Origin of the sequence: Pseudomonas sp. P97.38, from assembly GCF_001269745.1 — a bacterium.
GTDB lineage: Bacteria > Pseudomonadota > Gammaproteobacteria > Pseudomonadales > Pseudomonadaceae > Aquipseudomonas > Aquipseudomonas chlororaphis_E.
In genome coordinates this window covers 46,936-69,678 of sequence record NZ_LHVJ01000020.1, presented here as the reverse complement: position 1 = coordinate 69,678, position 22,743 = coordinate 46,936, and the positions used below count along the sequence as shown (strand labels likewise).

Below are 22,743 nucleotides of genomic sequence, written 5' to 3'. Positions count from 1 at the left end.
GTACAAATTACAACGTGAGTGGTTTGCGATATTTTTTATAGCGCAGCCCCCGCGTTGTTTGAATCGACGGGAGGGTTTTATTTGAGAGTAAATATGAGCGATCAAAATAATAATTGATCTACATACGTTGTAATCAGCTGGGGTTGTGGTTTTTTAAATGACTGAACTAGATTGTCGCTGAGCCGCAGGAGCGGCCATCAACTCAAATAAGGATATTGTATGAATACGTTGGAAAGTGAACTCGACATTGCCCACAGCATTGAATTGATCAGGGGCCGTTTGAACCGGCGCAAACCCCTGGCCTCCACCAGCCGGCGCATGCGCCGCAGCGTCGGCGTGCAGCACGATGACAACCCGACCAAGGCGCTGGATGCGCTGATGCTGGGCGACGCGCTGCTGGGCTATGGCCACAACATGTCGCTCAACAACATGGCGATCATGGAAAACCTGATGACCATGGCGATCATGGAAGCCAACTATGAAGTCCCCACCGGCAAGAACACCCTGGCCTGGTATGACGCTTTCATCCAGTGCCTGCGCGACCTCGGCTGCTTCATCGCCGATGACGGCTATACCCGCTACTCCGAGCGTTCGACCCGGGTGGACATCGATTACGTGATCAGCGATATCGTCAAGGGCATCATCGATGGCGTGAAGGCCAGCGTCCCGGCGGTCTCGGTGCTCGGTGCCGTGGTGGACACCACCCTCGAGGGCCTGAAGAAAGATGAGCAGACCCTCGCCTTGTACAACGGCCAGGTCAAGACGGCCGAAGGCGCGCGCCTGTCGGTCATCCCCTGCGAACAATTGGCCAATGGTGTGCTGATTGCCTCGTCGACGTCGATACGCCAGCACGGCACTTCCAGTAACGGCGGTGTTCTTTTTGTGAATTGGCAGGCTTCGGCGCGGGATATTTTTCGCGGCAAGTCGTTCGTGACATTCAATCCGGCCCGCTATGAAGAGTTTCGGGGCGAGATCGAAGAGTACCTTGGCGAACATCGTCGGCAAGTCTTGCGTCAACGGTTCAGTCGGCGCCGGTTGGCCTGATCATCCTCGCACTTCATAACTAACACTCTTGCGTCGGCCTTGAATAACCGCTTGTTTCATGCAGGCGGTTGTTCAATGGCGTCTGACGGTGGATGAAAGATACAGGGAAGTATTTACTTTATGAGTGGCGCCAATGATTCAATGGCCGAGGACTTTGTCAGTTTCCTGAATGTGTTCAAGTTGAAAGAACTTGAACATGCCTTGGCGGCCTACCAGGGCACCGATCAATATGATGCCGTGTTGCGTTATTACACCGGTTGCATCGCTTCGCTGGACAGCCCGCAGATGCTCGAGCCCTTGGGGTTGCTCAAGCAGGCGCTGGGCGCGTTGGGCGGCAACCGTCGCCAGCGCCGGGCCTCGGAGCTGTCGCCGCCGGCGAGCGCGGATGAAAACCTCGACAGCCTGACGCACATCTACCGCCGTGTGGAAGGTTTCGAGGCGCGCCTGCACAGCAGCCTGGAACAGTTGAAACAGCCCGCCACCGAGGTGCCGAAGCATCTGCATTTTGCCTGGCTGGGGGGCGGCGTCGGTGCCATCCAGCGCGACTACATCAACCTCTGGCGGCAGGTGATGGCGCCCCAGGGGCACTCGCTCAGGCTCTGGTACGACAGCGATGCATTGCTGGCCTATGAAACCAACCGGATCATCGTCGAGGCGGCCAAGGCCCATGCCATGCTCGATGGCGGGGACGTCATTGCCGATGCGATCAAACTGGGTGATCGCTATGAAGAACGCGCCATCGTCCTCAAGCAGCAGATGTACGCACATATCACCCAAGCGCTGGCAAAGGGCGGCAGCGCCGACGCTGCGCGTATCGATTTGCTGGTTCGCGCCTATGGCCAGGATGAAGCACGACTGCGTGCCCTGAAGCGTGCCAATCAACAGAGTGTCGCGGCTTTGGGCGAAAGCGGCGTGATCTTGCGTGACCTGGGCAGTGGTGAGGTGTCGCTGCAACTGGACGCGCTCTACCAGCGCGAGATCAGCCTGCGCGGCAATTTCGCGGCGGCGTCCGATATCGTGCGGGTCGAGGCATTGTTCACCGAAGGGGGTCGATATGCCGACGTCGATAGCCTGCCGCCGCTGCTGGACTCACTCGGCGAGGTGGACATCCGGGCGTTCAAGACCGACGCGCGCCTGGGGGTGTTGCAACTGTTGCTGGATCGCAACCCCGAGTGGATGCCGGGCCGCCAGGCCCTGCGCGATCGCTACACCGGCTATTTCAAGCAGATTCCGGCGCAGCACCGGGCCGCACTGGAACGGTTTGCCGACAGCCGACCCGAGCTCAAGCAGGTGTTCCGTGCTCCGCTGGAGCGCCTGGCGCCCCTGGACGGGCTGCGAGCGGTCGCCCAGCGACACACCCTGAGCAATGCGTTCCTGATGGCCCACCCCGGCTCGGCGATGCTCGAAGCGGTGATCGAACGGTTCCGGCTCAACTATGAAATCGTCGAGGCCACCGCGCGCCTGGCCGATGAACAGAACACCGGCCTGACCGATGTCGAGGGCTTGATCGCACTGGCGACCCAGGTGGCGACACAAGTGTTCGGCCCCTTGCACGAGCTGGCGGCGGAAGATGAGTTGGCGGTGTCGCTCCTGGCTCACGCCGCCGCCACCTACTACAGCGATGGTCTCCGCCCGCAGAGCGAGGTGACGATCTACCTCACCGGGCCTGCCGCCATGCGCGACGGCATGGCGGACTACGAGCGAGCGAACCTGACCCCGCGAACGGCCCTGGAGTGGCGCAGGCAGATGACCATCGACGCCGTCGACACGGTCAACCTGGCCACCGAGGAAGAGCTGGACCATTCCTGGAAAGAGAACCAGAACGACACCGTGCAATGGCTTGCCGATGAACAACAGCGCTGGCAGGACGGGCGATTCAAGGCCCGCTATCAGGGAGACCTCAAGCAACTGCTGCACCACCGGACGCTGGAGTTCGACGATGGTTGGCCGCTGGTCGAGGGCCGCCACGTGTTGTCGACGGGTGTGTTGCAGCACCTGGCCGATCAGTTGGGCGAGCCGTTCATGATGCGCATGAGCCAGGGCTATGACGGCACGGTGACATTCAACAAGGCCATCCCCCTGAGCTTCGATGAGCGCCAGGCGATCCGGGCCCAGGACGCGGGTGTATTGCCCCCCGCCTCGTTGAGCGACTCGCAGACCCGCCAGTTGTCCATCGACGAACTGCTGGGGCGGTTTGCCAAAGGCGCTTTCGAATTCGCCCAGTTGAGCCCGCTGCAACGCTTGCAGCTCGGTGCGCTGGTGGGGGCCAACGCCCTGGATAACCGCAGCTTCGACGCGCTGCGGCCGCAGGTCGAGAACCTGGCCAACAGCCTCGTCGAACTGGGCACCGCCGGCCGTTACGCGACGATCGAGCGCTTGCTTTACCAGCACCAGGCGCCGGCATTTCTCGCCGGGCTGGGCCACCCGGTGGATCCGCCGGTCCATGGCGAAACGGCCTTGGGCTTGAAGAAAAACGCCCTGGAGCAACCGATGACGTTGCGCCAGTGGGGCCGCCTGGCTGCACGGATCCAGCAGATGGCCAAGCTGGAATATCGCGATCGGATCGCCGAGCGCCTGGGCAATGTCCTGGATGTTTTCGACAACGCCGCGATCAAGCTCGTGCCCCAGGACCTGCTGCTCCAGGGCTCGGGCGATCGGGTGGGCGGGCGGTGCTACCCCTTGGCCCTGGCCATGGCTGCCGCCCTGACAGAAGGCGCGGCGGCGGCCTATACCTTGCGCGGACGGTTCTATCTCGGGGTGCTCGAACCCGAGGGCAGCGACTCGGTGACCTTCCTCAACAGCCTGGAGTCCTTGCGCGACGTACAGGTCGGCGACGTCGGCAGCGCCCTGGCGCGTTCGAGCCTGGACGAGGTGGTGCAGATCCTCAAGGCCCGTACCGCCACCAGCACGCTGATGCTCAACTCCGATAACCACGCGATGCTGGTGGCCAAAACCTTCGAGGGCGAGCAAGGCACTTATCACTTCTACGATCCCAATTTTGGCGTGTTCGAGTTCGAGCACCCGGCGCGGTTCGGGCAGGCGTTGAACCGGTTCTTCGTCCAGCAGGGCATGGCCGGCCAATACGCGGCCTATGGCGATGCGGCATTGCCGACGTTCGACCTGATCGAGCTGGACGGCGCACGGCTGTCGAAGCTGGCATTGCCGGGGGCGGTGCGGGTTGTCGACCTGCTGCAGCCGGGCGGTTTGCCGGAGCAGTCGAAACGCCCGGTCAGGCAGCGGCTGGCCTCGGCCCGTGGGCAGTCGCTGATGAGCAACCCGCGCCTGGGCAGTTGCCTGTTGGCGCTGGACGGTCACGGCTGGGCGCGGCAGATGGCACAGGTGACGGCCGACCTGCGGCAGGCCAATCGCTTGGCGCCCGGGTTGGTGCCGCTGTTCGACACCCTGGAGGTGACGACGGAGGGCGCCTACCGCATGAGTTTCATCGATCCGTCGAACGCCGAGCGCCTGGTGCAGGTCCGCACGGAGGACGCTCGCCTGCCGCGGATCAAGCAGTATCTGGCGGAATGTTTTACCACCCTGGCCAACCGGCCCGCCGTGCCGGTCGATCCCACCGAAGTGGGCGGCGTCCACACCCTGAACGCCGGCTTCGCCGTGCAGGCGCTGATGAACGCGCTGAGGGCCCAGGAAGGGCCCGACCGGCCGCTGTCTTTGGCGGTTCGCCTGCATGCCTATGTCAACTACGCGCAACTGGTGCACGGTAATGTGGCTGACATCGCCGGCCTCGTCGGCCTGGTCCGGCAGGCACTGGCCGAGGATCGGTTGATCGCCGACACCGTGGCGCCCGTGGTCAAGGCCGCCGTGGGCGGCAGCATCAGTGAAGCGACCGGTGGTTTGCTGCAGCTGGCGAATGTCGGCTTCGACATCTACCAGTTGGTCACCGCCCAGGATGAAGTGGCCCGTGCCCAGTTCGGTACGCAACTGGCGTTCGATTCCGCCGGGCTGCTGTTGTCGGCGGGTGCTTATGCCGCCGGTGCCACCGCCGGTGCGGTGCTCGGTGGTACCGCCGTCATTCTGGGTGGCCTGGCGGTGGGCGTGGCCGCACTGGCCCAGGGCTTCGCCGGCATTGCCGAAGAGGCCAGGCAGGTCGGGCTGTTCTTCGATGACGTGGCGAAGGCCCATCTCCAGGCCTATCGATACCAGGCGAGTCACCGTGCCTGGCTGCCGCGGGCGTCGCTGATCGTCCAGGCGCTGGACCTGGCGAGCGGCGAACTGAGGCTGGACGGCCCGAAACTGTACCCGCTGCGGGACCATTTCGGTGTGCCGACGTTTGATGCCGATTACGCGCGGGCGATCGACATTCGCCGAGAACTGGCACTGCCGGAGCGCGTCCCGTTCACGGTGCCGGCCGGACAAGCCCTGGTACTGCCGTGCACCCCGCAAACCTGCTATGGCTATGAATACAAGGCGCTGCCTTTCGCCACGCTGCGCCATGACCCCGGGTTCGATGTGGCGCGGCGCCTGGAGAAAAAGAACGCCGAGGGGCGATGGCTGTTCCTGTTTTCCTTCTACTCGTTCCCCAGCGAATACATCCTTCATCGCCTGACGCAGCCGGCCTTCCGGCCAACGGTGATCGACGTGCTGCTCGACGCCGTCGAGCGCTCGCTGGCGGTGCCGGTCATCCCACCGGCCTGGCGCGACACCGTGACCTACCGGATCCAGGGCGCCGGCCAACGGTGCACCGTGGCGCTCAATCCCGGCGTGAGCCTGACCCTCGAGTCGCCAGGTTCCGGCACCTCGAGTTGGGTGCTCGAGGCAGCCTGGGCCGAGGAGGGCGACGTACGCATCGAGCCTTCCGGGAAGCTGTTCTTGGGGGGCGTGCCGGTCACGTTCTCCGGTGCCGGTCGCCACCAGACGTTGCTGCGACTGCGCAACGACCAGGTGTTCCAGTTTGTGCTGGGCGAGCGTGAGCTGGCCCTGGTGGAACAGGTTGTGCCGCCGGGCATGGACCGGCAGGCGTTGCAGGCGCACCTCAAGGACATGGCCCGTGCCCATCGCCTGGTGATGCCTTACACCCAGGTGCGCCATTACCCGATTCCGTTCGAGAAACCCGACGAACCCCGCACCACCACGGCCTGGTACGACGCAGGGCAGGACCGTTTCCTCTACATCCGCGACGAGGATGTGCTGGAGGCCGAGGACGCGCTGCTGGGCGCGGTGGCAGGCGGCTACGCCTGGTTCTACGAGCCGGAGAACTTCCTGATATGGCAGGTCGATGCCGCGACCGGACTGCTCAGCCACCGGTATCGCTTGCTGGTCAATACCGGCGTGGCCGCCGGCGCCATGCGGATCACCCGCATCGAGGCCGACGCCCAGGGAGTGATCCACGTGGAGCAGCAGATCACCCGCCAGGACCAGGCCAGCGATGTGCTGGTCTATGTGATTCATGACGGGCAACTGGTGCTGAGCTCGATCATCCGCGACCGGGACAACGCGCTGGAAGCGCTGCTCAGCGCCCGTGACACGCTGGCCGACTGGTCGCAGGTGCTCGGCAGCTATCACGCCTTCGCGCCGGACAGCGGTGACCGGGCATTCGTGAATGTCGACTGGCAGCCGGCGGCGTTCGTGTCGGTGTGCTGGAAAATTCGCACCCATTGGCGCGACATGGCCTGGGTGCGCCGCAGCGACCGGTTGATCATCCGTCCCTCGACGAGCCCTGGGCACCGCTATCGCGGCTGGAATGACTCGATCAAGCACATGACCGACATGACCCTGCTCACGCCGGCCGGCGACGATGACGTGTTTGTCATCTACTACGCGCTCGACCAGACGCTGTGCCGCCAGCAGCGCTCGGCGGCGGGGCAGTGGTCGCAGACCTGGATACAGCCGGAAAACCTCGAGCATGTCGTCGCCGTCGAGGGCGGCTACGTGGCGCTGACCTCGCAGGGCCTGTTCTTCAACCTGACGGAACAGGGCCAACTGGCGCTGGGCGGCGTCAGCGATGCATGGCTCAAGGACCGCCCGCGTTGGTGGCAGGCCTTGGCGCCGCTGGCCCGGCACTACGCGGCCGAGCGCCTGGCCATCGTCGGGTTGCGCAACGCCAGCGGCGACGCAGCGTTGTGTGCCTGGTACCTGGGCGGTCGGCTGTTGCTGGCCGACCTGGGATCTGGACGCGAGGTGCGCCTGTTGGGCATGACCCCGGACGGCGAGGCAGCCTGGTTATTCGACGTGGCCAGTGGCGAAGTCCAGCGCCAGGGCTTTATCGACCCGCAGGGCCTGGAGGTCGCGTTTGCCGAAGGGACGAAGCTGTTGCAGGCGGGCGCGCTGCCCGTGGCAACGCGCGAATGGGCACCGTGTCAGTTTGCCGGGCTCACCGTCGAGGGAACGGGGTTGCGGGGTGTCACATTCGACGGCGTGGTGATGCGTTTGCGTGACCGGGAGCCGGCGATGATCTGCGGCGTCACCCAGGCCTGGGTCGCCACTCAGGTGGGCGAACTGTCCGCAAACCTCAGGCGATTGGTGGACGGCCAGCCCCACGCCGCGCTGCTGTCGATCGAGGCTGACGACAGCCTGAAGTGGCTGGTGGTTGAAACCGGCCGGATGATTCGCGTGCCGCGTGCCGCGATACCCGAGTCGTTTGCCGTGCTGGGCACGCGCCAGCGGCGCAACGTATTGCTGCACGAAGACAAGGATCGCCGGTTGTTGACCTATCCGGACCGGGCGAGCGCCGGGCCGCTCGATTATGTCCAGCGCAATGCCGAGGTGTTGGTCGTCGAGGGGGCGATGAAGGTCGATGAGGTTTTGCTGCTGTTGCCGGACGACGTCACCACCCTGGTCTTGCGGATGGGGCAGGGGGCGACCGGTTGCCGGTTGACCAAGGCGCTCTGGTTGAAACTCGAGTCGGTGATCGTCGACGGCTGGCATTTGCCGGATGCCCCGGCGAAGCATCCCGCCAGTCTGGTCTGGGAGGTGGATGAGCCGGACAGGCTGATGCTGAGCCTGGTCGAGGAACACCTGGTGATCATTGATCCGGACAGCGGGCACAGCGTGATCCTGCGCGACGCGAACGCTCGCGATGCCTGCGTGCGCAACAACCTGCAACTGGCGTTCGCAGAGGCGCGAAGTTATGCCGTCTCGACGTTGGTGCAGGTATTGCTCGCCTGGCGGGACACCCAGGGCAGTGCGACGCTCAAGGCCCTGGCCAGTGCCTCGACGGCCGTGGCCACTCACCCGGTGGATTGATCGCTTGCGCGGGCGCGGCCGTCAGGGGACCAGATAGCCCCTGACGCCGGTGAAGATAATCTGCGCGGCCAACGCACAAACGAACAAGCCCATCAGGCGGCTGACGATTTGCAGGCCCTGGTCGCCGAGGATCCGCTCGATGCGGCTGGACAGGTAAAGCACGACGCCGACGGTGAAACTCGCCAGGGCGATGCTGATGATGGCCATGAGTTTGTCGTCCCAGTGCGGCTGGCTCACGCCCATCACCAGCAGGGCGCCGATGGTGCCGGGGCCGACGGTCAATGGAATGGTCAGCGGGACGATGGTCACGTCCTGCTGGACATTGTCGGTCTGCACCGCCGATTTGCCCTGGGCCATGCCCAGCGCCGAGATGAACAGCACGCTGCCGGCGCCGATACGGAACGCATCCACGGTGATGCCGAAGACACTGAAGATCACTCGCCCGAACAGGTACAGCAACACGCTGGACACCAACGTCGCGGTCGCGACTTTCCAGGCCAGGCGCCGCTGTTCCTTGCGTGAATAGCCACGCGTCAGGCCGATGAAGCACGAGAGCACGAAGAAGGGGCTGTAGAGCACCAGCATCTTCAGGTAAACGCTGAACAGCACGTGGAGCATGGTCGAGGCTCAGGCGAAGGGAGACGACGCGAGTCTAACAGGCGTTTTGCCGTCTGTCGGCTCAGGTCGTCTGCGCCGTGCGGTTCTGCTGGTCACGCTGGGCCACCCAGTGCTCGATCAACTCGCGCAACTGCGACAGTTCCACCGGCTTGGCCATGTGCCCGTCCATCCCGGCCTGGCGCGCGCGCTCCTTGTGTTCGGCGAGGATGTGCGCGGTGAGCGCCACCACCGGCGTGCGGGTCCGCTGGTTGCCGACTTCCCAGGCGCGCAGCTGCTGGGTGGCGGAGAACCCGTCGAGGATCGGCATTTCGCAGTCCATCAGGACCAGGTCGTAGCGCTGCGCCTTCATGGCCTTGAGGGCTTCCTCGCCATTGCTGGCGGTGTCGGGTTGCAGGTTGAGCTTGCCGAGCATGCCCCGGATGACCTTGGTGGAAATACTGTTGTCCTCGGCCACCAGGATACGGAAGTCGCTGGGTACGATCACCGGCGCAGTAGGGCCGGTGTTGGCCGGCGAGTGCGTCGCCTGGCCCCGGTTGCGCTGGTTCAGTTCGTCCGCCAGGGTGGTCTTGAGGGTGTAGCCGGCCACCGGTTTGGCGAGGATGCGCTTGACCCCGCTGTTGCGCGCCACGATCTTGCTCGGTGCGTTGCTGATGCCGGTGAGCATGATCAGCAGGATGTCGTGGTTCAGGCTCGGGTCTTCCTTGATCTTGGCCGCCAGTTGCATGCCGGTCATGCCCGGCATGTTCTGGTCCAGCAGCACCACGTCGAAATAGTCGCGCAGGTGTGCCTTGGTGCGCAGCAGTGCCAGGGCTTCCTTGCCCGATGGCACGGCGCTGACGTTCAGGCCCCAGGCGCTGCACTGCTGCACCAGCACCTTGCGGCAGGTGTCGTTGTCGTCGACGATCAGCACCCGGGCTCCTTGCAGCGGGCCGTCGAGGTCGGACGTCGGGTGTTCGAGGCGATCAGGGTCCAGCGGCAAGGTCAGCCACAAGGTGCTGCCCTGGTTGCTGCCGCTTTTGATGCCGAACTCGCCGTGCATCAGGATGATCAACTGGCGCGCGATCACCAGGCCCAGGTTGCCGCCCAGGCGCGTGGCCGAGAGGAAATTCTTGCTGTGCAATTCGGCGTGCATCAGCGTGTCGCGCTCTTGCGCGTCCATGGGCGAGCCGCTGTCCTGCACGGCAATGCGCAGGCGCGGTTGGTCGCTGCGCTCGTCGAGGGCCACGACGATCAAGACTTCTCCCTCGTCGGTCTTTTTCAAGGCGTTTTCCAACAGGCTCAGCAGCGCCTGGCGCAACCGCGTCGGGTCGCCGCTGATCACGCGCGGCACCTGGGGCTGAATGAAGCTGATCAGCTCGACGTTCTGCTGTTCGGCCTTGGCGCGGAAGATGCTCAGGCAATCCTCGATCAGCGCGTTGAGGTCGAACTGCACGTCATCCAGTTCGATTTGCCCGGATTCGAGTCGGGAGATGTCGAGGATCTCGTTGATCAGGGTCAGCAGCTCGTTACCGGCGCTGTGGATTGTCTGCACGTAGTCGCGCTGCTTGACCGACAGCGGCGTGCCCAGCAGCAGCTCGGTCATGCCAAGCACGCCGTTCATGGGTGTGCGGATCTCGTGGCTGATCTTCGCCAGGAACTCGGCCTTGGCGTTGATCTCGGCGTTGCTGGCCGCCAGGTCGCGGCTGATGCTGAAGCGGCTTTCGTTGATCGAGCGCTGGCGCTCGCCCAAGGCCACGCTCATCAACAGGCCGCTGATGCAGATGAAGACCAGCAGGGTGATGATCAGGCCCTGGGGCGGAACTTCCGTGAGCCCTTGCAGCGCCGGGAGGATGATCAGCGTGCCCAGGTTGAAGACCACCATGGCCGCGACGAACAGCCGGGCCGGCCGGTAGCCCTTCTGCCAGTGCCAGGCGCTGACGAACAGCATGCTCAGGCCGGCCAGGGCCACCAGCCCGTAGGTCATGATATTGAGCGGCAGCGTGTTGACGAACAGCAGCAACAGGCTGCACAGCACGGTGAACACGATGTCGCCCAGCAGCAGCCGATTCAACGGATGCGGCCCCAATGGGGCGAAGAATCGGTAGGCGAACATCAGCCCGCAGGGGGCGGTCAGCAGCAAGGCCAGGTAGGCCCCCGGGGTCTGGACCTCCGGCCAGTCCGGCAGCCACGGCCCGGCCAGGTTCAACAACAGCAACAGGCTGAGCATCAGCAGGCCTTCGCACGCGGCCAGCCACAGGCAACTGCGCGAACGGGTGTAGGCGTACCGGGTGAGGTTATGCAGGATCAACATGGCGATGCAGCCGAACAGCAAGCCATAGATCAGCGTCTGGTTCTGGTCGGCCGCGGCCAGGACGGCCGGTTGCAGGGTGACGTAGGGGCGCAGTTCATGGCGCGAAGCCAGGCGCAGGTAGACGTCCAGGGGCTTGTCGCTGTGGGGCAGCGCCAGCATGAAATCGCTGCTGGGCACGGGGTGTTCGTTGCGCGGCAGCTCATTGCCGGTGGTTTGTTGGTCCACCAGGGTGTCGCCGTCGAGCACGTAGAGATTGAGGCGCGAGAGGTCGGGAGCGAAGACTCGCAGGATCTGTTCGTGCTTGTCGGGGGCCAGGCGAAAGCGCAGCCACAATGCCCCGCCGGCTTCGGCGGCCTTGAGGCGGTCGAGGTCGATGGGACTGAATTGATTGGTGTAGCGGGCAGAGCGGATGTCGCTCAGCTTGAGGTCGCCCTGTTCGTCGAGCAATACCGCCCATCCACTGCCTGGCGCGGCCTGGGCCGGGAGCATGCAGAGCAGTGTCAGCAGGGTGACGGTAAAGCCTATGGCAATCCTGAGCCAGCGCACGGCGAAATCCCTTCGTAGGTTGATGCCAGATTATAACTATGCGCGGCGCCGGAACAGTCCGGCAAGGGCCACAGACCCTTGCCGGACTCAATAGCCGGGTTATTCCAGATTTTCGCCACGCTCGCGGGCAATGGCACGGTAGCCAATGTCCTTGCGGTAGAAGCAACCTTCCCAGTCGATCTCGGCGGCCAGGCGGTAAGCCTGCTGCTGAGCGTCGTCGACACTGGCGCCCATGGCGGTGGCGCACAGGACGCGACCGCCGGCGGTGACCACCTGGCCATCCTTCAGCGCCGTGCCGGCGTGGAAGACCTTGCCTTCCAACCGGGCGGCGGCGTCCAGGCCCTGGATGGCGCTGCCCTTGGCGTAGTCGCCCGGGTAACCGCCGGCGGCCAGCACGACACCCACGCTTGGGCGTGGATCCCACTGGGCTTCGACCTTGTCCAGCGCCTGGGCCAGCGCGGCTTCGACCAGCAGCACCAGGCTCGATTGCAGGCGCAGCATCACCGGTTGGGTCTCAGGATCGCCGAAACGGCAGTTGAATTCGATGACTTTTGGGTTACCAGCCTTGTCGATCATCAGGCCGGCATAGAGGAAACCGGTGTAGACATTGCCTTCCTCGGCCATGCCGCGCACGGTCGGCCAGATCACCTGGTCCATGACGCGCTGGTGCACTTGGGCGGTGACCACCGGAGCCGGAGAGTAGGCCCCCATGCCGCCGGTGTTCGGGCCGCTGTCGCCATCGCCGACACGCTTGTGGTCCTGGCTGGTGGCCATGGGCAAGACGTTCTTGCCGTCGACCATGACGATGAAGCTGGCTTCCTCGCCGTCGAGGAACTCTTCGATCACCACGCGAGAACCGGCATCGCCGAAGGCGTTGCCGGCCAGCATGTCGCGCACGGCGTCTTCGGCTTCGCCCAGGGTCATGGCAACGATCACACCTTTACCGGCGGCCAGGCCATCGGCCTTGATCACGATCGGTGCGCCTTTCTCGCGCAGGTACGCCAGGGCCGGTTCGATCTCGGTGAAGTTCTGGTAGTCGGCGGTCGGGATCTTGTGGCGTGCCAGGAAATCCTTGGTGAACGCTTTGGAACCTTCCAACTGGGCGGCGCCCGCCGTTGGGCCGAAGCAATCCAGGCCGCGAGCGCGGAACAGATCGACCACACCGGCGACCAGCGGCACTTCGGGGCCAACGATGGTCAGTGCAACGTTTTTCTCGGCGAAGTCGGCCAACTGCTCCAGGGCCAGCACGTCGATGGCGACGTTTTCGCACTTGTCTTCGATGGCGGTGCCGGCATTGCCCGGCGCCACGAACACCTTCTGCACGCGGGGATCCTGGGCCACTTTCCAGGCCAGGGCGTGTTCACGGCCACCGCTGCCAATGATCAAAACATTCATTTCAAAAACCTCGGATGAAGCTGATTCTGTGGAGCACCGCAGAGATGCTTTTCTGTGGGAGCGGGCTTGCTCGCGAAAGCGGTGTGTCAGTCAACTACAGCGTTACTGACAGATTGCATTCGCGAGCAAGCCCGCTCCCACAGTGGATCGGTGTATCAGTGACGGAAGTGGCGCATACCAGTAAAGACCATGGCGATGCCGGCTTCATCCGCCGCCGCAATCACTTCGTTGTCTCGCATCGAGCCGCCCGGCTGGATCACCGCGGTGATGCCGACCTTGGCCGCGTTGTCGATGCCGTCGCGGAACGGGAAGAATGCATCGGAAGCCATGACCGCGCCCTGGACCTGGAGGCCTGCGTGTTCGGCCTTGATCGCGGCGATGCGGGCCGAGTTCACGCGGCTCATCTGGCCGGCGCCGACACCGATGGTCTGGCGGTTCTTGGCGTAGACGATGGCGTTGGACTTGACGTACTTGGCCACTTTCCAGGCGAAGATCAGGTCGTTGATTTCCTGTTCGCTCGGCGCGCGCTGGGTCACGACCTTAAGGTCTGCGCTGCCGATCATGCCGATGTCACGGCTTTGCACCAGCAGGCCGCCGTTGACACGCTTGTAATCCCAGGCCGGGGCGCGATCCGCCGACCATTGGCCGCAGGCCAGCAGGCGTACGTTGGCCTTGGCGGCCACGATAGCGCGTGCTTGCTCGCTCACCGACGGGGCGATGATCACTTCGACGAACTGACGCTCGACGATGGCCTTGGCCGTCTCGGCGTCCAGTTCGCGGTTGAAGGCGATGATGCCGCCGAAGGCCGACTCGGTGTCGGTGGCGTAGGCCAGTTCGTAGGCCTGGCGGATGCCGCCCTCGGCGTCCGGGCTCACGGCCACGCCGCACGGGTTGGCGTGCTTGACGATGACGCAGGCGGGCTTGACGAAGCTCTTCACGCATTCCAGCGCGGCGTCGGTGTCGGCCACGTTGTTGAACGACAGTTCCTTGCCTTGCAACTGGGTCGCGGTGGCGATGCCGACTTCGGCAGGCTTGGCTTCCACGTAGAACGCCGCGCTCTGGTGCGGGTTCTCGCCGTAACGCATTTCCTGGGCCTTGATGAACTGGGTATTGAAGGTGCGCGGGAACTCGCTGCGGCCGTCAGTGGAAAGGGTTTCGGCGACCTGGTTCACGGTGCCCATGTAGTTGGCGATCATGCCGTCGTAGGCGGCGGTGTGTTCGAACGCCTTGAGCATCAGGTCGAAACGCTGGGCGTAGGTCAGGCCACCGGCCTTGAGGTTTTGCAGGACGCTGGCGTAGTCGCTGGCGTTGACGACGATGGCGACGTCCTTGTGGTTCTTGGCCGCCGAGCGGACCATGGTCGGGCCGCCGATGTCGATGTTCTCGATGGCGGTCGGCAGGTCGCAGCCAGGCTTGTTGATGGTGGCTTCGAACGGGTAGAGGTTGACCGCCACCAGGTCGATCGGCTTGATGCCGTGCTCGTTCATGATGGCGTCATCGATGCCGCGGCGGCCGAGGATCCCACCGTGGATTTTCGGGTGCAGGGTCTTGACGCGACCGTCCATCATTTCCGCAAAACCGGTGTAGTCCGCGACTTCCACTGCGGCGACGCCGTTGTCCTGCAGCAGTTTGAAGGTCCCGCCGGTGGAAAGAATCTCGACGCCCAGCTGTTGCAGCTCGCGGGCGAATTCGAGGATCCCGGTCTTGTCGGAGACGCTGATCAAGGCGCGGCGGATCGGCAGGCGGGTGGTCTGGTCGGTCATTTCAATTTCCATCACAAGCAAGGGAAGTCAGCAAAAAAGGCGACCGTTTTTTACGCGGGCGCCTTTCTGGTTTGATTGAATGCTTACAGCAGATCGTACTGCTTGAGTTTCTTGCGCAGGGTGCCGCGGTTCAGTCCGAGCAGCTCGCTGGCCTTGGTCTGGTTGCCCTTGACGTAGTTCATCACGCTTTCGAGCAGCGGCGCCTCGACTTCGGAAAGCACCAGGTTGTACACATCCGTGACGGCAGCGCCCTCAAGGTGGGCGAAATAATTGTGCAGCGCCTTCTCGACACTTCCGCGAAGGGTCTGACCTTCTTCGCTGGGCGTGTTCAGGTGCTGTTTCAAATTCACGTTGTCGCTCACGGGTGTTGTTCCACTCACTAAAGTCTCGGTCATCATCGTCATGCGGCCACCCCTTCGTCCCCTGTCAGGCTCTTGTAACGCTCAGCGAAGAAAGCCTGAACGTCGGCGCATTGTGCTTGCGTACCATCCAAACGATTGAAGCGGGCGCGAAACTCCCTGGCGCCCGGCAGGGTTGCGAGATACCAGCCCACATGCTTGCGAGCGATGCGGACGCCCATGACTTCACCGTAGAAGGCATGCAGCGCGGCCAGATGCTCTAGCAGAATACGTTCCACCTCGGACAATTGCGGCGCAGCGAGCTTTTCACCGGTGCGCAGGAAGTGTTCGATCTCACGAAAAATCCATGGCCGCCCCTGGGCGGCCCGGCCGATCAACAGGCCATCGGCACCGGTCGCGTCCAGCACGTACCGGGCCTTCTCGGGCGAATCGACATCGCCATTGGCAAAGACCGGTATCGACACCGCCTGCTTGATCGCGGCGATGGTGTCGTACTCGGCTTCGCCGGTGTACAGGTCGGCGCGGGTGCGGCCATGCACTGCCAGCGCCGTGATACCTGCCTGTTCGGCGATCTTCGCCACCGTCAGGCCGTTCTTGTTGTCCCGGTCCCACCCGGTACGGATCTTCAGGGTCACCGGCACATCGACTGCGCCGACAACGGCCTGCAGGATCTCGGTCACCAGGGCTTCATCCTTCAACAGCGCGGAACCGGCGGCCTTGTTGCAGACCTTCTTCGCCGGGCAACCCATGTTGATGTCGATGATCTGCGCGCCCAGCGCCACGTTGGCCCGGGCCGCCTCCGCCAGCATCTGAGCGTCGCCACCGGCGATCTGTACCGAGCGGGGCTCGGGATCGCCTTCGTGGATCATGCGCAGACGCGATTTGCGGGTGTTCCACAAACTCATGTCGCTGGTGACCATTTCCGACACCACCAGGCCGGCACCCAGTCGCTTGCACAGCTGACGAAAGGGCTGGTCGGTGACGCCCGCCATCGGGGCGAGAACCAGGCCGTTCTGCAATGTATATGGGCCGATGCGTACCGCCGACATAGGACTTCCCTGAAGTGGGGCCGGATCATGAGACTTCGAAAAAGGGTTGGCATGATACCCGCTCTCGATGACTGGATAAAGATCGAATTGGATAAAATCTGAACAGCTATTTTGTTATCGCCAGCGGTTTGGTCTGGGTCGGTTGAGTCAGAAAGCTGCCGTCAATCGGCCGGCCCTGGCACGGCTTCACTCGGGGGAATGGAAGCTCAGGCTGTAGTTCACCGCCTTGGATCCTGGGTCGAGGATGTCCAGCGCGATGTGGATGGGCGTCTGGGGCGGCATTTCGCCGCGGCCTTCGAGATCGCCGCCCAGGTATTCCCCCGGCTTGAAGCGGCGGCTGGCGATCAGGTGCCCGTTCAGGTCGGCGAAACGCAACTCCAGCAGCGGGAACGGCTGGGAGAAGGGCGCGCGATTGTAGATGATCGCGTCCACCACCAGGGCGCCGCTGAACTCCGGATGGCTGCGCACCACCAGGTTGCTGCTCTTGATCTTGGCGATGTCGACCTTGGACGGAACGTCGCAGTCCAGGGTCGGGCAGATTTGCAGGAACCATGGTCGGTACTGGTCCTGGCGGGCCAGTTCCTCGAAGTGATAGGCGATGTATTGGCCACCCAGGGCCGCGGCGGCCAGCAGGATCAGCAAGCCCCACAGCAGGCGTCGACCCCACGGCGAGCGGCGCTTGCGCCAGTCCAGTTGCAATGGGTCGTCGTCCAGGTCCTGCAGGTCTTCGGCGCGTATGCCGGGCTCCTGGCGTTCGCGCGACTTGCGCAGCGGGACCGGTTGCGCCGGTTCTTCGTCGTGATCGTGATCGTCGGTGGCGGACAGGCGTTCGAGGTGTTCCTCGGGCTCGTCGTGCGGCGCCAGGCGCAGGGGGGAGAGGGGTTCGTCGTCCGGTTCCAGGGGTTCCAGCGCCAGGGACAGCGACGGTTCGGTGCGCGGCGGCCGGGCCGGTTCGTGGGGTTCGAAAGGTTCGGCAGGCGTCAGGAGCACGGCTTCGGCGCGCTCGTCGGGCGGATCGCTGTACAGGCTGTCGGACCAGTCGGCCTGTTCGTCGGTCAGCGGTTCGCGCTGCGCGCTCAGGTTGTCTTCGCGACGGCGCCCGGCGGTACCCGGCGCCCGATTGTCGCGCCGCTCCAGGCGCGCCAGTTCCTTGTCCAGGTCATCGAGGTCGAGCTCGGCGGCGGTCCATTGTTTCTGGCTGATGGCTCGCGGCGGCGCTTCGGCGGCCGGCCTGGCGACCGGCACCAGGGGCGGCGCGGCTTCCCGGGCGGCCCGCTGTTCGAGCAACTGGCGAGCGGCATTGAACACTTGCAGGCACGAGCCACAGCGAACCACCCCGCGGGCCACGCTCAGTTGGGCATGGTTGACGCGAAAGCTGGTGTGGCAATGCGGACACTGGGTGACGAAGCTGTCAGTCATGCGGCAATCCGGTTGATACAGGCGGCCATTCTAGCGCCGACGTCCGGTGATGCGCACCCAGCCATCGCGATTGGCGATCGGGTCGAGGTCGAAGTCCTCGGCATAGGCGGCAGCGACTTCTTCGCCCTGTTCGGCGAGGATGCCCGACAGTGCCAGGCGTCCGCCCGGCTTGACCAGGCTCGACAGTTGCGGCGCCAAGGAGACCAGCGGTCCGGCCAGGATATTGGCCACCAGCACGTCGGCCTGCGCTGGCGGCAGGTCTTGCGGCAGGTACAGCGGGAACCGTTCTTCGGCAATGTGGTTGCGCCCGGCGTTGTCGCGGGACGCTTCCAGGGCCTGGACGTCGATGTCGGTACCGACCGCCTCACGGGCGCCCAGCAGCAGCGCGGCAATGGCCAGGATCCCCGAGCCGCAGCCGAAGTCGAGCACGTCGCAGCCCTTGAGGTCCTGGCCGTCGAGCCATTCCAGGCACAGCGCGGTGGTCGGGTGGGTGCCGGTGCCGAACGCCAGGCCCGGGTCCAGCAGCAGGTTGACGGCGTCCGGTTGCGGCGCGGCATGCCAGCTGGGCACGATCCACAGGCGCTGGCCGAAGCGCATCGGCTGGAAGTTGTCCATCCAGCTGCGTTCCCAGTCCTGGTCCTCGATCACTTCGCTGTGGTGCTCGGGCAGCGGGCTGCCGGTCAGCAGTTCGAGGTGGGCCAGCACGCTGGCGGCCTCGGTGCCGCCTTCGAACAACGCCAGCAGGTGGGTGTGCGACCACAGCGGCGTGGTGTTGAGTTCCGGCTCGAAGATCGGTTGGTCTTCGGCGTCCATGAAGGTTACCGATACGGCGCCTACTTCGAGAAACGCGTCTTCGTAGGTTTCGGCTTGTTCCGGGCTGATGGCCAGGCGTACTTGCAGCCAAGGCATGGCGGGCACCTTTGGAAAAAAATACAGGGGGCAGCGTGGGGCTGCAAAGGCGCGCAGTGTACGCCAGGTCGCCCTCAAAGTGGATAAGCGAGTCGCGCAGCGTCGGGTGGGTGTTTCGATATATATATGTATGCCTTGGACGTCGCGTGCGGCGGATAAGGTGCCGGTCCACACAACAGGGAGGTCTGTGATGGACAACACCGCCAAGCGACAAAACACTGTGAACGGCGCGGGGCTGCTTTCTTCCCCGCCAGAGGCGGCGACTCATGTCGTGCTGGAAAGACTGGCCCAATGGCAGGCCGTCATCGAAGCGCGGCTGCAAGCTCAGATGGGCGTGCTGGACATGCTGGAAGAGTACCTGCTCGTGCAACTGCGCACCCACTATCATGATGGCAACGTCGACCCGCATTTCATCGACACCCTGATCGACACGGTGCTGCGACGGATGATCGACCTGGCGCCCGTGGCTCCGGACGACGAGGCCGAGGCGCCGTACCGCTGGCCGGGTGGGGCTGACCGAGGGTTTTCGGCCGAGCGCCAGGAACGGATCGCGCAAGTGATAGAGAGCGTCGCGTCGAGTTTCATCGCGCACTATCGGGATTATCTGCGCCGACATTGGTCAATGGCCGGGGACGATGAGCCCTTGGTGGCGCTGGTCAGGCAGCGGCTCGAGGGGCACCTGAACGACGTCGAGGCGCTGTTGCAACCGCAACTGTTGGCTGGCCTTGGCGTCGAAGCGTTGCACGAACGGCTCGAAGTGCTCGAGCAGGACTGGCGCCGGCTCGGCGAGCTGGCCGGGTTGGCGAGTGCCACGCAGCGTCAGCCGCTCGAGGCGCTCGCGCGTGCGCAACTGCCGGAGTGGTTACGCGGGCTGGGCGAGGACGACCGTCAGCGACTGGAGGCGCTTGAGGAACAAACCTCCCAGGCCGAGGCGCTGGTGGATGGCCTGCTCGGTGAGCTGGGTTCGTTGCAAGCCTTCGCCCGGCAACTGGCCAAGGATTACGTCAGACGTGAACTGGACATGACGGTCGAACCCGACAGCATTCGCGTGCAGGTGCAATGGCGAGGCGTGATGGGCCAGCCGGTGCGCGTCCACAGCCTCAGCCAGCTGCTGGCGGCGGGTCCGATCAGACCGGACGCCGTCACGGTGTTCCTGGTGGAAAACGGCGCCATGCTGCGCAACCAGGCGCTGACGCCATCGTTCATCAGCCAGTTGCTGGCGGACGTCGACGCACCTGCCGGGTATTGGCAAGCGCTGGTGGAGCGCCATGGACGAAGGGACCTGCAGGACGCTTTGTTCGATTGGGTCCTGGCGCGGCTGCAGCAAAGTGCGTTCGTTGCCCGCTGTGCCGGTCATTTGCAGGTGGCCAACCATGAAGCGGTCCAGGCCCTGTGGGGCCGCGAGACCGGCCCCCTGCGGGCGAGTGGCCTGGTGCTGCCCAATGCCTTGCGGTGTGATGATGTGCTCTTGTTTCATCGCCAGGACCTGCAAGGCGATGTGCTGTTGTATGCCCCCGGAAAACCGGACGGCCAGGAGTGGATCGAGCTGCCTTCGCTGTGGGCCGTGAGCGTCGAGGTGGGGGCGTGGACGCGCGACGAGGCCGGCCGAGAGTACCTGTTGCAGAGGATCTCCCCGACGGATCGGGACGCGGCCCGTGAGTACTTCAGCCGGGTGGTGGACAAGCCGACGGTCTGGGATTCAAGCCGCGACCCCAGGCGGGCGGTAAGCGGTCTCAGGGAATGCCTACAAGACAGCGTCGCCAGGGGCATGGACAACCACCTGGCCCAGGTGGAGAAGGACGAGTCGCCCCGTTGGTACGCGGCGATGTCGCTCGACTCCCGGCGCAACCTCAGCAGCTTGGACCAGGAGTTGCGGGTTCATCAGCGCGTGTTCATCGAGCAGATGGCCGGCTATGAAGTCTTCATGGACTTCGCCAAACGGGTCGTCACCCAGGCGATTGCCCCGTACATGCGCAGCAAGGGTGTGCAGGCGCCGGTCGATCCGGCCACGGTGCTGATCGACTACAAGCCCGGCCTGACAGGCGCGACGACAACCGCCAGCCTGCTCGACCTGGCCATCTATGGGTATGACGACAATGGTGGAATCGACGACCCTCGAAAAGGCGTGCGCTCATCGGTCGGCCAGGACCTGCGGCAAGTGCGCAGCGCGGAGCTGGCGGTTTACCTGCGTAGGGCGTATGTGGGGGAGCACTATGCGCGGGACACCCGTGCCCGGTTTCTCGATACCGAGGCGGCGCAATACACCGCCCGCCGCATGGCCTACCGCAATTTGCTGTTGACCCGAATGGACCGCGACCTGCGTATCGCCATGGGACAGTCCCGGTTGAATGCCGAGCAATTCTGGTGGCTCACCCGGCAGGTCAGCCGGTTGGGCGAGCCGGAGCCGGCGGTCGGCCCGGGGTATTCGGGGGCCGCCGTGCAGCAGGAGGGGATGATCCGGTTTACCCTCGGCGGGCATGTCGTGATCGGCGTGTATGTGTTCGCTTATTTCCAGCCGAGGGGCGTGTATTGGCTGTATACGCCGGATTCTGCGGACGGTATCGCGTTCCGTCGCTACCAGGATTTCTCCGGTGTCGTCGTTTCCCGCCTGCACGATTACCTGCTGGAGCGGGTTGCCCTCGACGCCCGCGCTGCGGTCAGGCGCACCCTGGTGGCGTTGGCGGCGGGCACCGTGAACGTGGATACATTGCGCGAGTTCAATCGGGTAAACGATGTCCGGGCGGAGTTCGATGCCTGCATCGAGCGTGCTGTCGCCGATGTGGAAGCGGTCACCCGCAGTCGTGCCGAGGTGATCCGGCAACAGGTCATCAAGGGATTGCTGTTCGTGTCGGCGCCTATGTGCCTGGTGTACCCACCTTTGGGCTTGCTGTTGGATGCAGTCGTGATCGCCAGCAGCGTCCAGCAGGCTGCCGAGTCCCACGGGCAAGGAAACACGGAACGGGCGTTGGGCCATTGGTTGATGGCCTCCTGGGGCGCCTTGTTCGCAGCCTTGGGCGTTACGACCCTGGTGGCATTGCTGGGACGGGCGGCCAGCAGCCTCCAGCGGGTGGTCAGGCCGCTGTCGCTGTCCGCCCAGCGCCTGGCGGGCTTGCCTCCGCGGGTTGCCAGGGACGCCGGGCCGGTGCTCCAGCCCATCCGCTTCAAGCCGAAACAGGCGGTGGGCAAGGCCCCTGAGCACCTGGAGTACGTGACCAAGGAGGGAATTTTCAACGGGACCTATCGCAGCCCGGCCAGCGCCTCGCAGCCGCGCAGCCTTTACTACGTGCGCCATCAGGGTCGGTACTACCAGGTGAAGGAAAGTGCCTACTTCGGCGGGTTGTGCCTGGTGGACGCCCGCCGCCCCGGCGCCTTGTACAACGTGCCCATCCGACGGCTGGGGAACGGTAAATGGGTACGTAACGAAGTCGGCCTGCGTGGGGGTAATGATGAGGTGCTTGTCCTCGGGCACGTGAGGGATTTGCGCGAGGCGTTTCCCGGTCATGTCTTCCCGGATGTCTCAAGGGGGGCGTTGCAGGGCGAGGCGCTGGTGGCGCGCTACAGCGAGGCGGTCGCGGACAATTATCTGTTCTCGTTGAACGCGCAGACCTGCGTGATCGCGGCGTTGTACAGCCCGGCCACCCGGACCGGAGCCGTCATTCACTTCGACCACAACATCCGCGCGCTGATCGAGCGCAGCCTGCGGGACGTCATGCAGCGCCTGGACACGACGGCGCAAGAGGTTCGTGCCACCCTGGTGGGCGGGGATTGGCTGACCGGCACTGACATTGGCGGGCGGGTCCGGTCGGCGATGCGGCGCGAAGGCCTGCAACCGACGTGGGATCACTGGTCGTACTCGTCCTGTTTTGGCAACACTTACGGTCTGGCGCTGGACCTGCGCAATGGCGTGACATCGGTCTTCAAGACCTCGCGCGGCCAGGTCGAGCGTTACTACATCCCGGTGCTGGCGCGGGCGAAGAAGAGCGCCGATCCGGTTTCGGCGCGAGCCCGCGGGTTCATGCGGCGCGTGCGCAACGAACCCCTGGTCGCCAATCCCAGCGGTGCCATCAGCACGGGGCAGGGGCGGCTGGCGACGCCGGCGGAAGTCGAAGCGCAAGCCTTCGCGACGGTGCTGCTGAGCTGAGCGATCGGCA

The 22,743-nt window shown here is 64.5% G+C and carries 11 protein-coding genes; 3 read left to right on the top strand and 8 right to left on the bottom strand.

Annotated features, from left to right (window positions below; genetic code table 11):
* The first annotated feature begins 219 nt into the window (after window positions 1-219).
* Both AD664_RS16565 and AD664_RS16560 read left to right on the top strand, forming a co-directional pair.
* Window positions 220-1,044: a hypothetical protein gene (locus AD664_RS16565; RefSeq protein WP_053147953.1), complete on the top strand. Its 825-nt coding sequence runs from the start codon at window positions 220-222 to the stop codon at window positions 1,042-1,044.
* Between the two features lie 120 nt (window positions 1,045-1,164).
* Window positions 1,165-8,244: a TcdA/TcdB pore-forming domain-containing protein gene (locus AD664_RS16560; protein ID WP_053147951.1), complete on the top strand. Its 7,080-nt coding sequence runs from the start codon at window positions 1,165-1,167 to the stop codon at window positions 8,242-8,244.
* Window positions 8,245-8,265: 21 nt separating this feature from the next.
* Here AD664_RS16560 and AD664_RS16555 read toward each other — a convergent pair whose 3' ends face one another.
* From AD664_RS16555 to prmA, 8 genes are all read right to left on the bottom strand, one after another.
* A complete protein-coding gene (locus tag AD664_RS16555) occupies window positions 8,266-8,862 on the bottom strand; it encodes a MarC family protein (protein WP_014336378.1) in 597 nt (198 codons plus the stop codon).
* Between the two features lie 61 nt (window positions 8,863-8,923).
* Window positions 8,924-11,698, bottom strand: a complete 2,775-nt coding sequence (locus AD664_RS16550; RefSeq protein WP_053147948.1) for a hybrid sensor histidine kinase/response regulator — start codon at window positions 11,696-11,698, stop codon at window positions 8,924-8,926.
* 99 nt (window positions 11,699-11,797) lie between these two features.
* Window positions 11,798-13,093: a phosphoribosylamine--glycine ligase gene (purD, locus tag AD664_RS16545; RefSeq protein WP_053147945.1), complete on the bottom strand. Its 1,296-nt coding sequence runs from the start codon at window positions 13,091-13,093 to the stop codon at window positions 11,798-11,800.
* 155 nt (window positions 13,094-13,248) lie between these two features.
* Window positions 13,249-14,856 (bottom strand): bifunctional phosphoribosylaminoimidazolecarboxamide formyltransferase/IMP cyclohydrolase, encoded by a 1,608-nt coding sequence (gene purH, locus AD664_RS16540; protein WP_053147942.1) that lies wholly within the window; start codon window positions 14,854-14,856, stop codon window positions 13,249-13,251.
* A gap of 83 nt (window positions 14,857-14,939) precedes the next feature.
* The gene (gene fis, locus AD664_RS16535; RefSeq protein ID WP_003186237.1) at window positions 14,940-15,260 is read right to left on the bottom strand and encodes a DNA-binding transcriptional regulator Fis; all 321 of its coding nucleotides are present in this window, start codon (window positions 15,258-15,260) and stop codon (window positions 14,940-14,942) included.
* Window positions 15,257-16,264 (bottom strand): tRNA dihydrouridine synthase DusB, encoded by a 1,008-nt coding sequence (gene dusB, locus AD664_RS16530; protein ID WP_042729016.1) that lies wholly within the window; start codon window positions 16,262-16,264, stop codon window positions 15,257-15,259. Before dusB ends, fis begins: the two co-directional genes overlap by 4 nt.
* A gap of 186 nt (window positions 16,265-16,450) precedes the next feature.
* Window positions 16,451-17,683: a DUF3426 domain-containing protein gene (locus AD664_RS16525; protein ID WP_053147940.1), complete on the bottom strand. Its 1,233-nt coding sequence runs from the start codon at window positions 17,681-17,683 to the stop codon at window positions 16,451-16,453.
* Between the two features lie 30 nt (window positions 17,684-17,713).
* Window positions 17,714-18,592: a 50S ribosomal protein L11 methyltransferase gene (prmA, locus tag AD664_RS16520; protein WP_042729014.1), complete on the bottom strand. Its 879-nt coding sequence runs from the start codon at window positions 18,590-18,592 to the stop codon at window positions 17,714-17,716.
* Between the two features lie 190 nt (window positions 18,593-18,782).
* Here prmA and AD664_RS16515 point away from each other — a divergent pair, with 190 nt between their 5' ends.
* Window positions 18,783-22,733, top strand: a complete 3,951-nt coding sequence (locus tag AD664_RS16515; RefSeq protein WP_053147938.1) for a hypothetical protein — start codon at window positions 18,783-18,785, stop codon at window positions 22,731-22,733.
* Window positions 22,734-22,743: the final 10 nt, after the last annotated feature.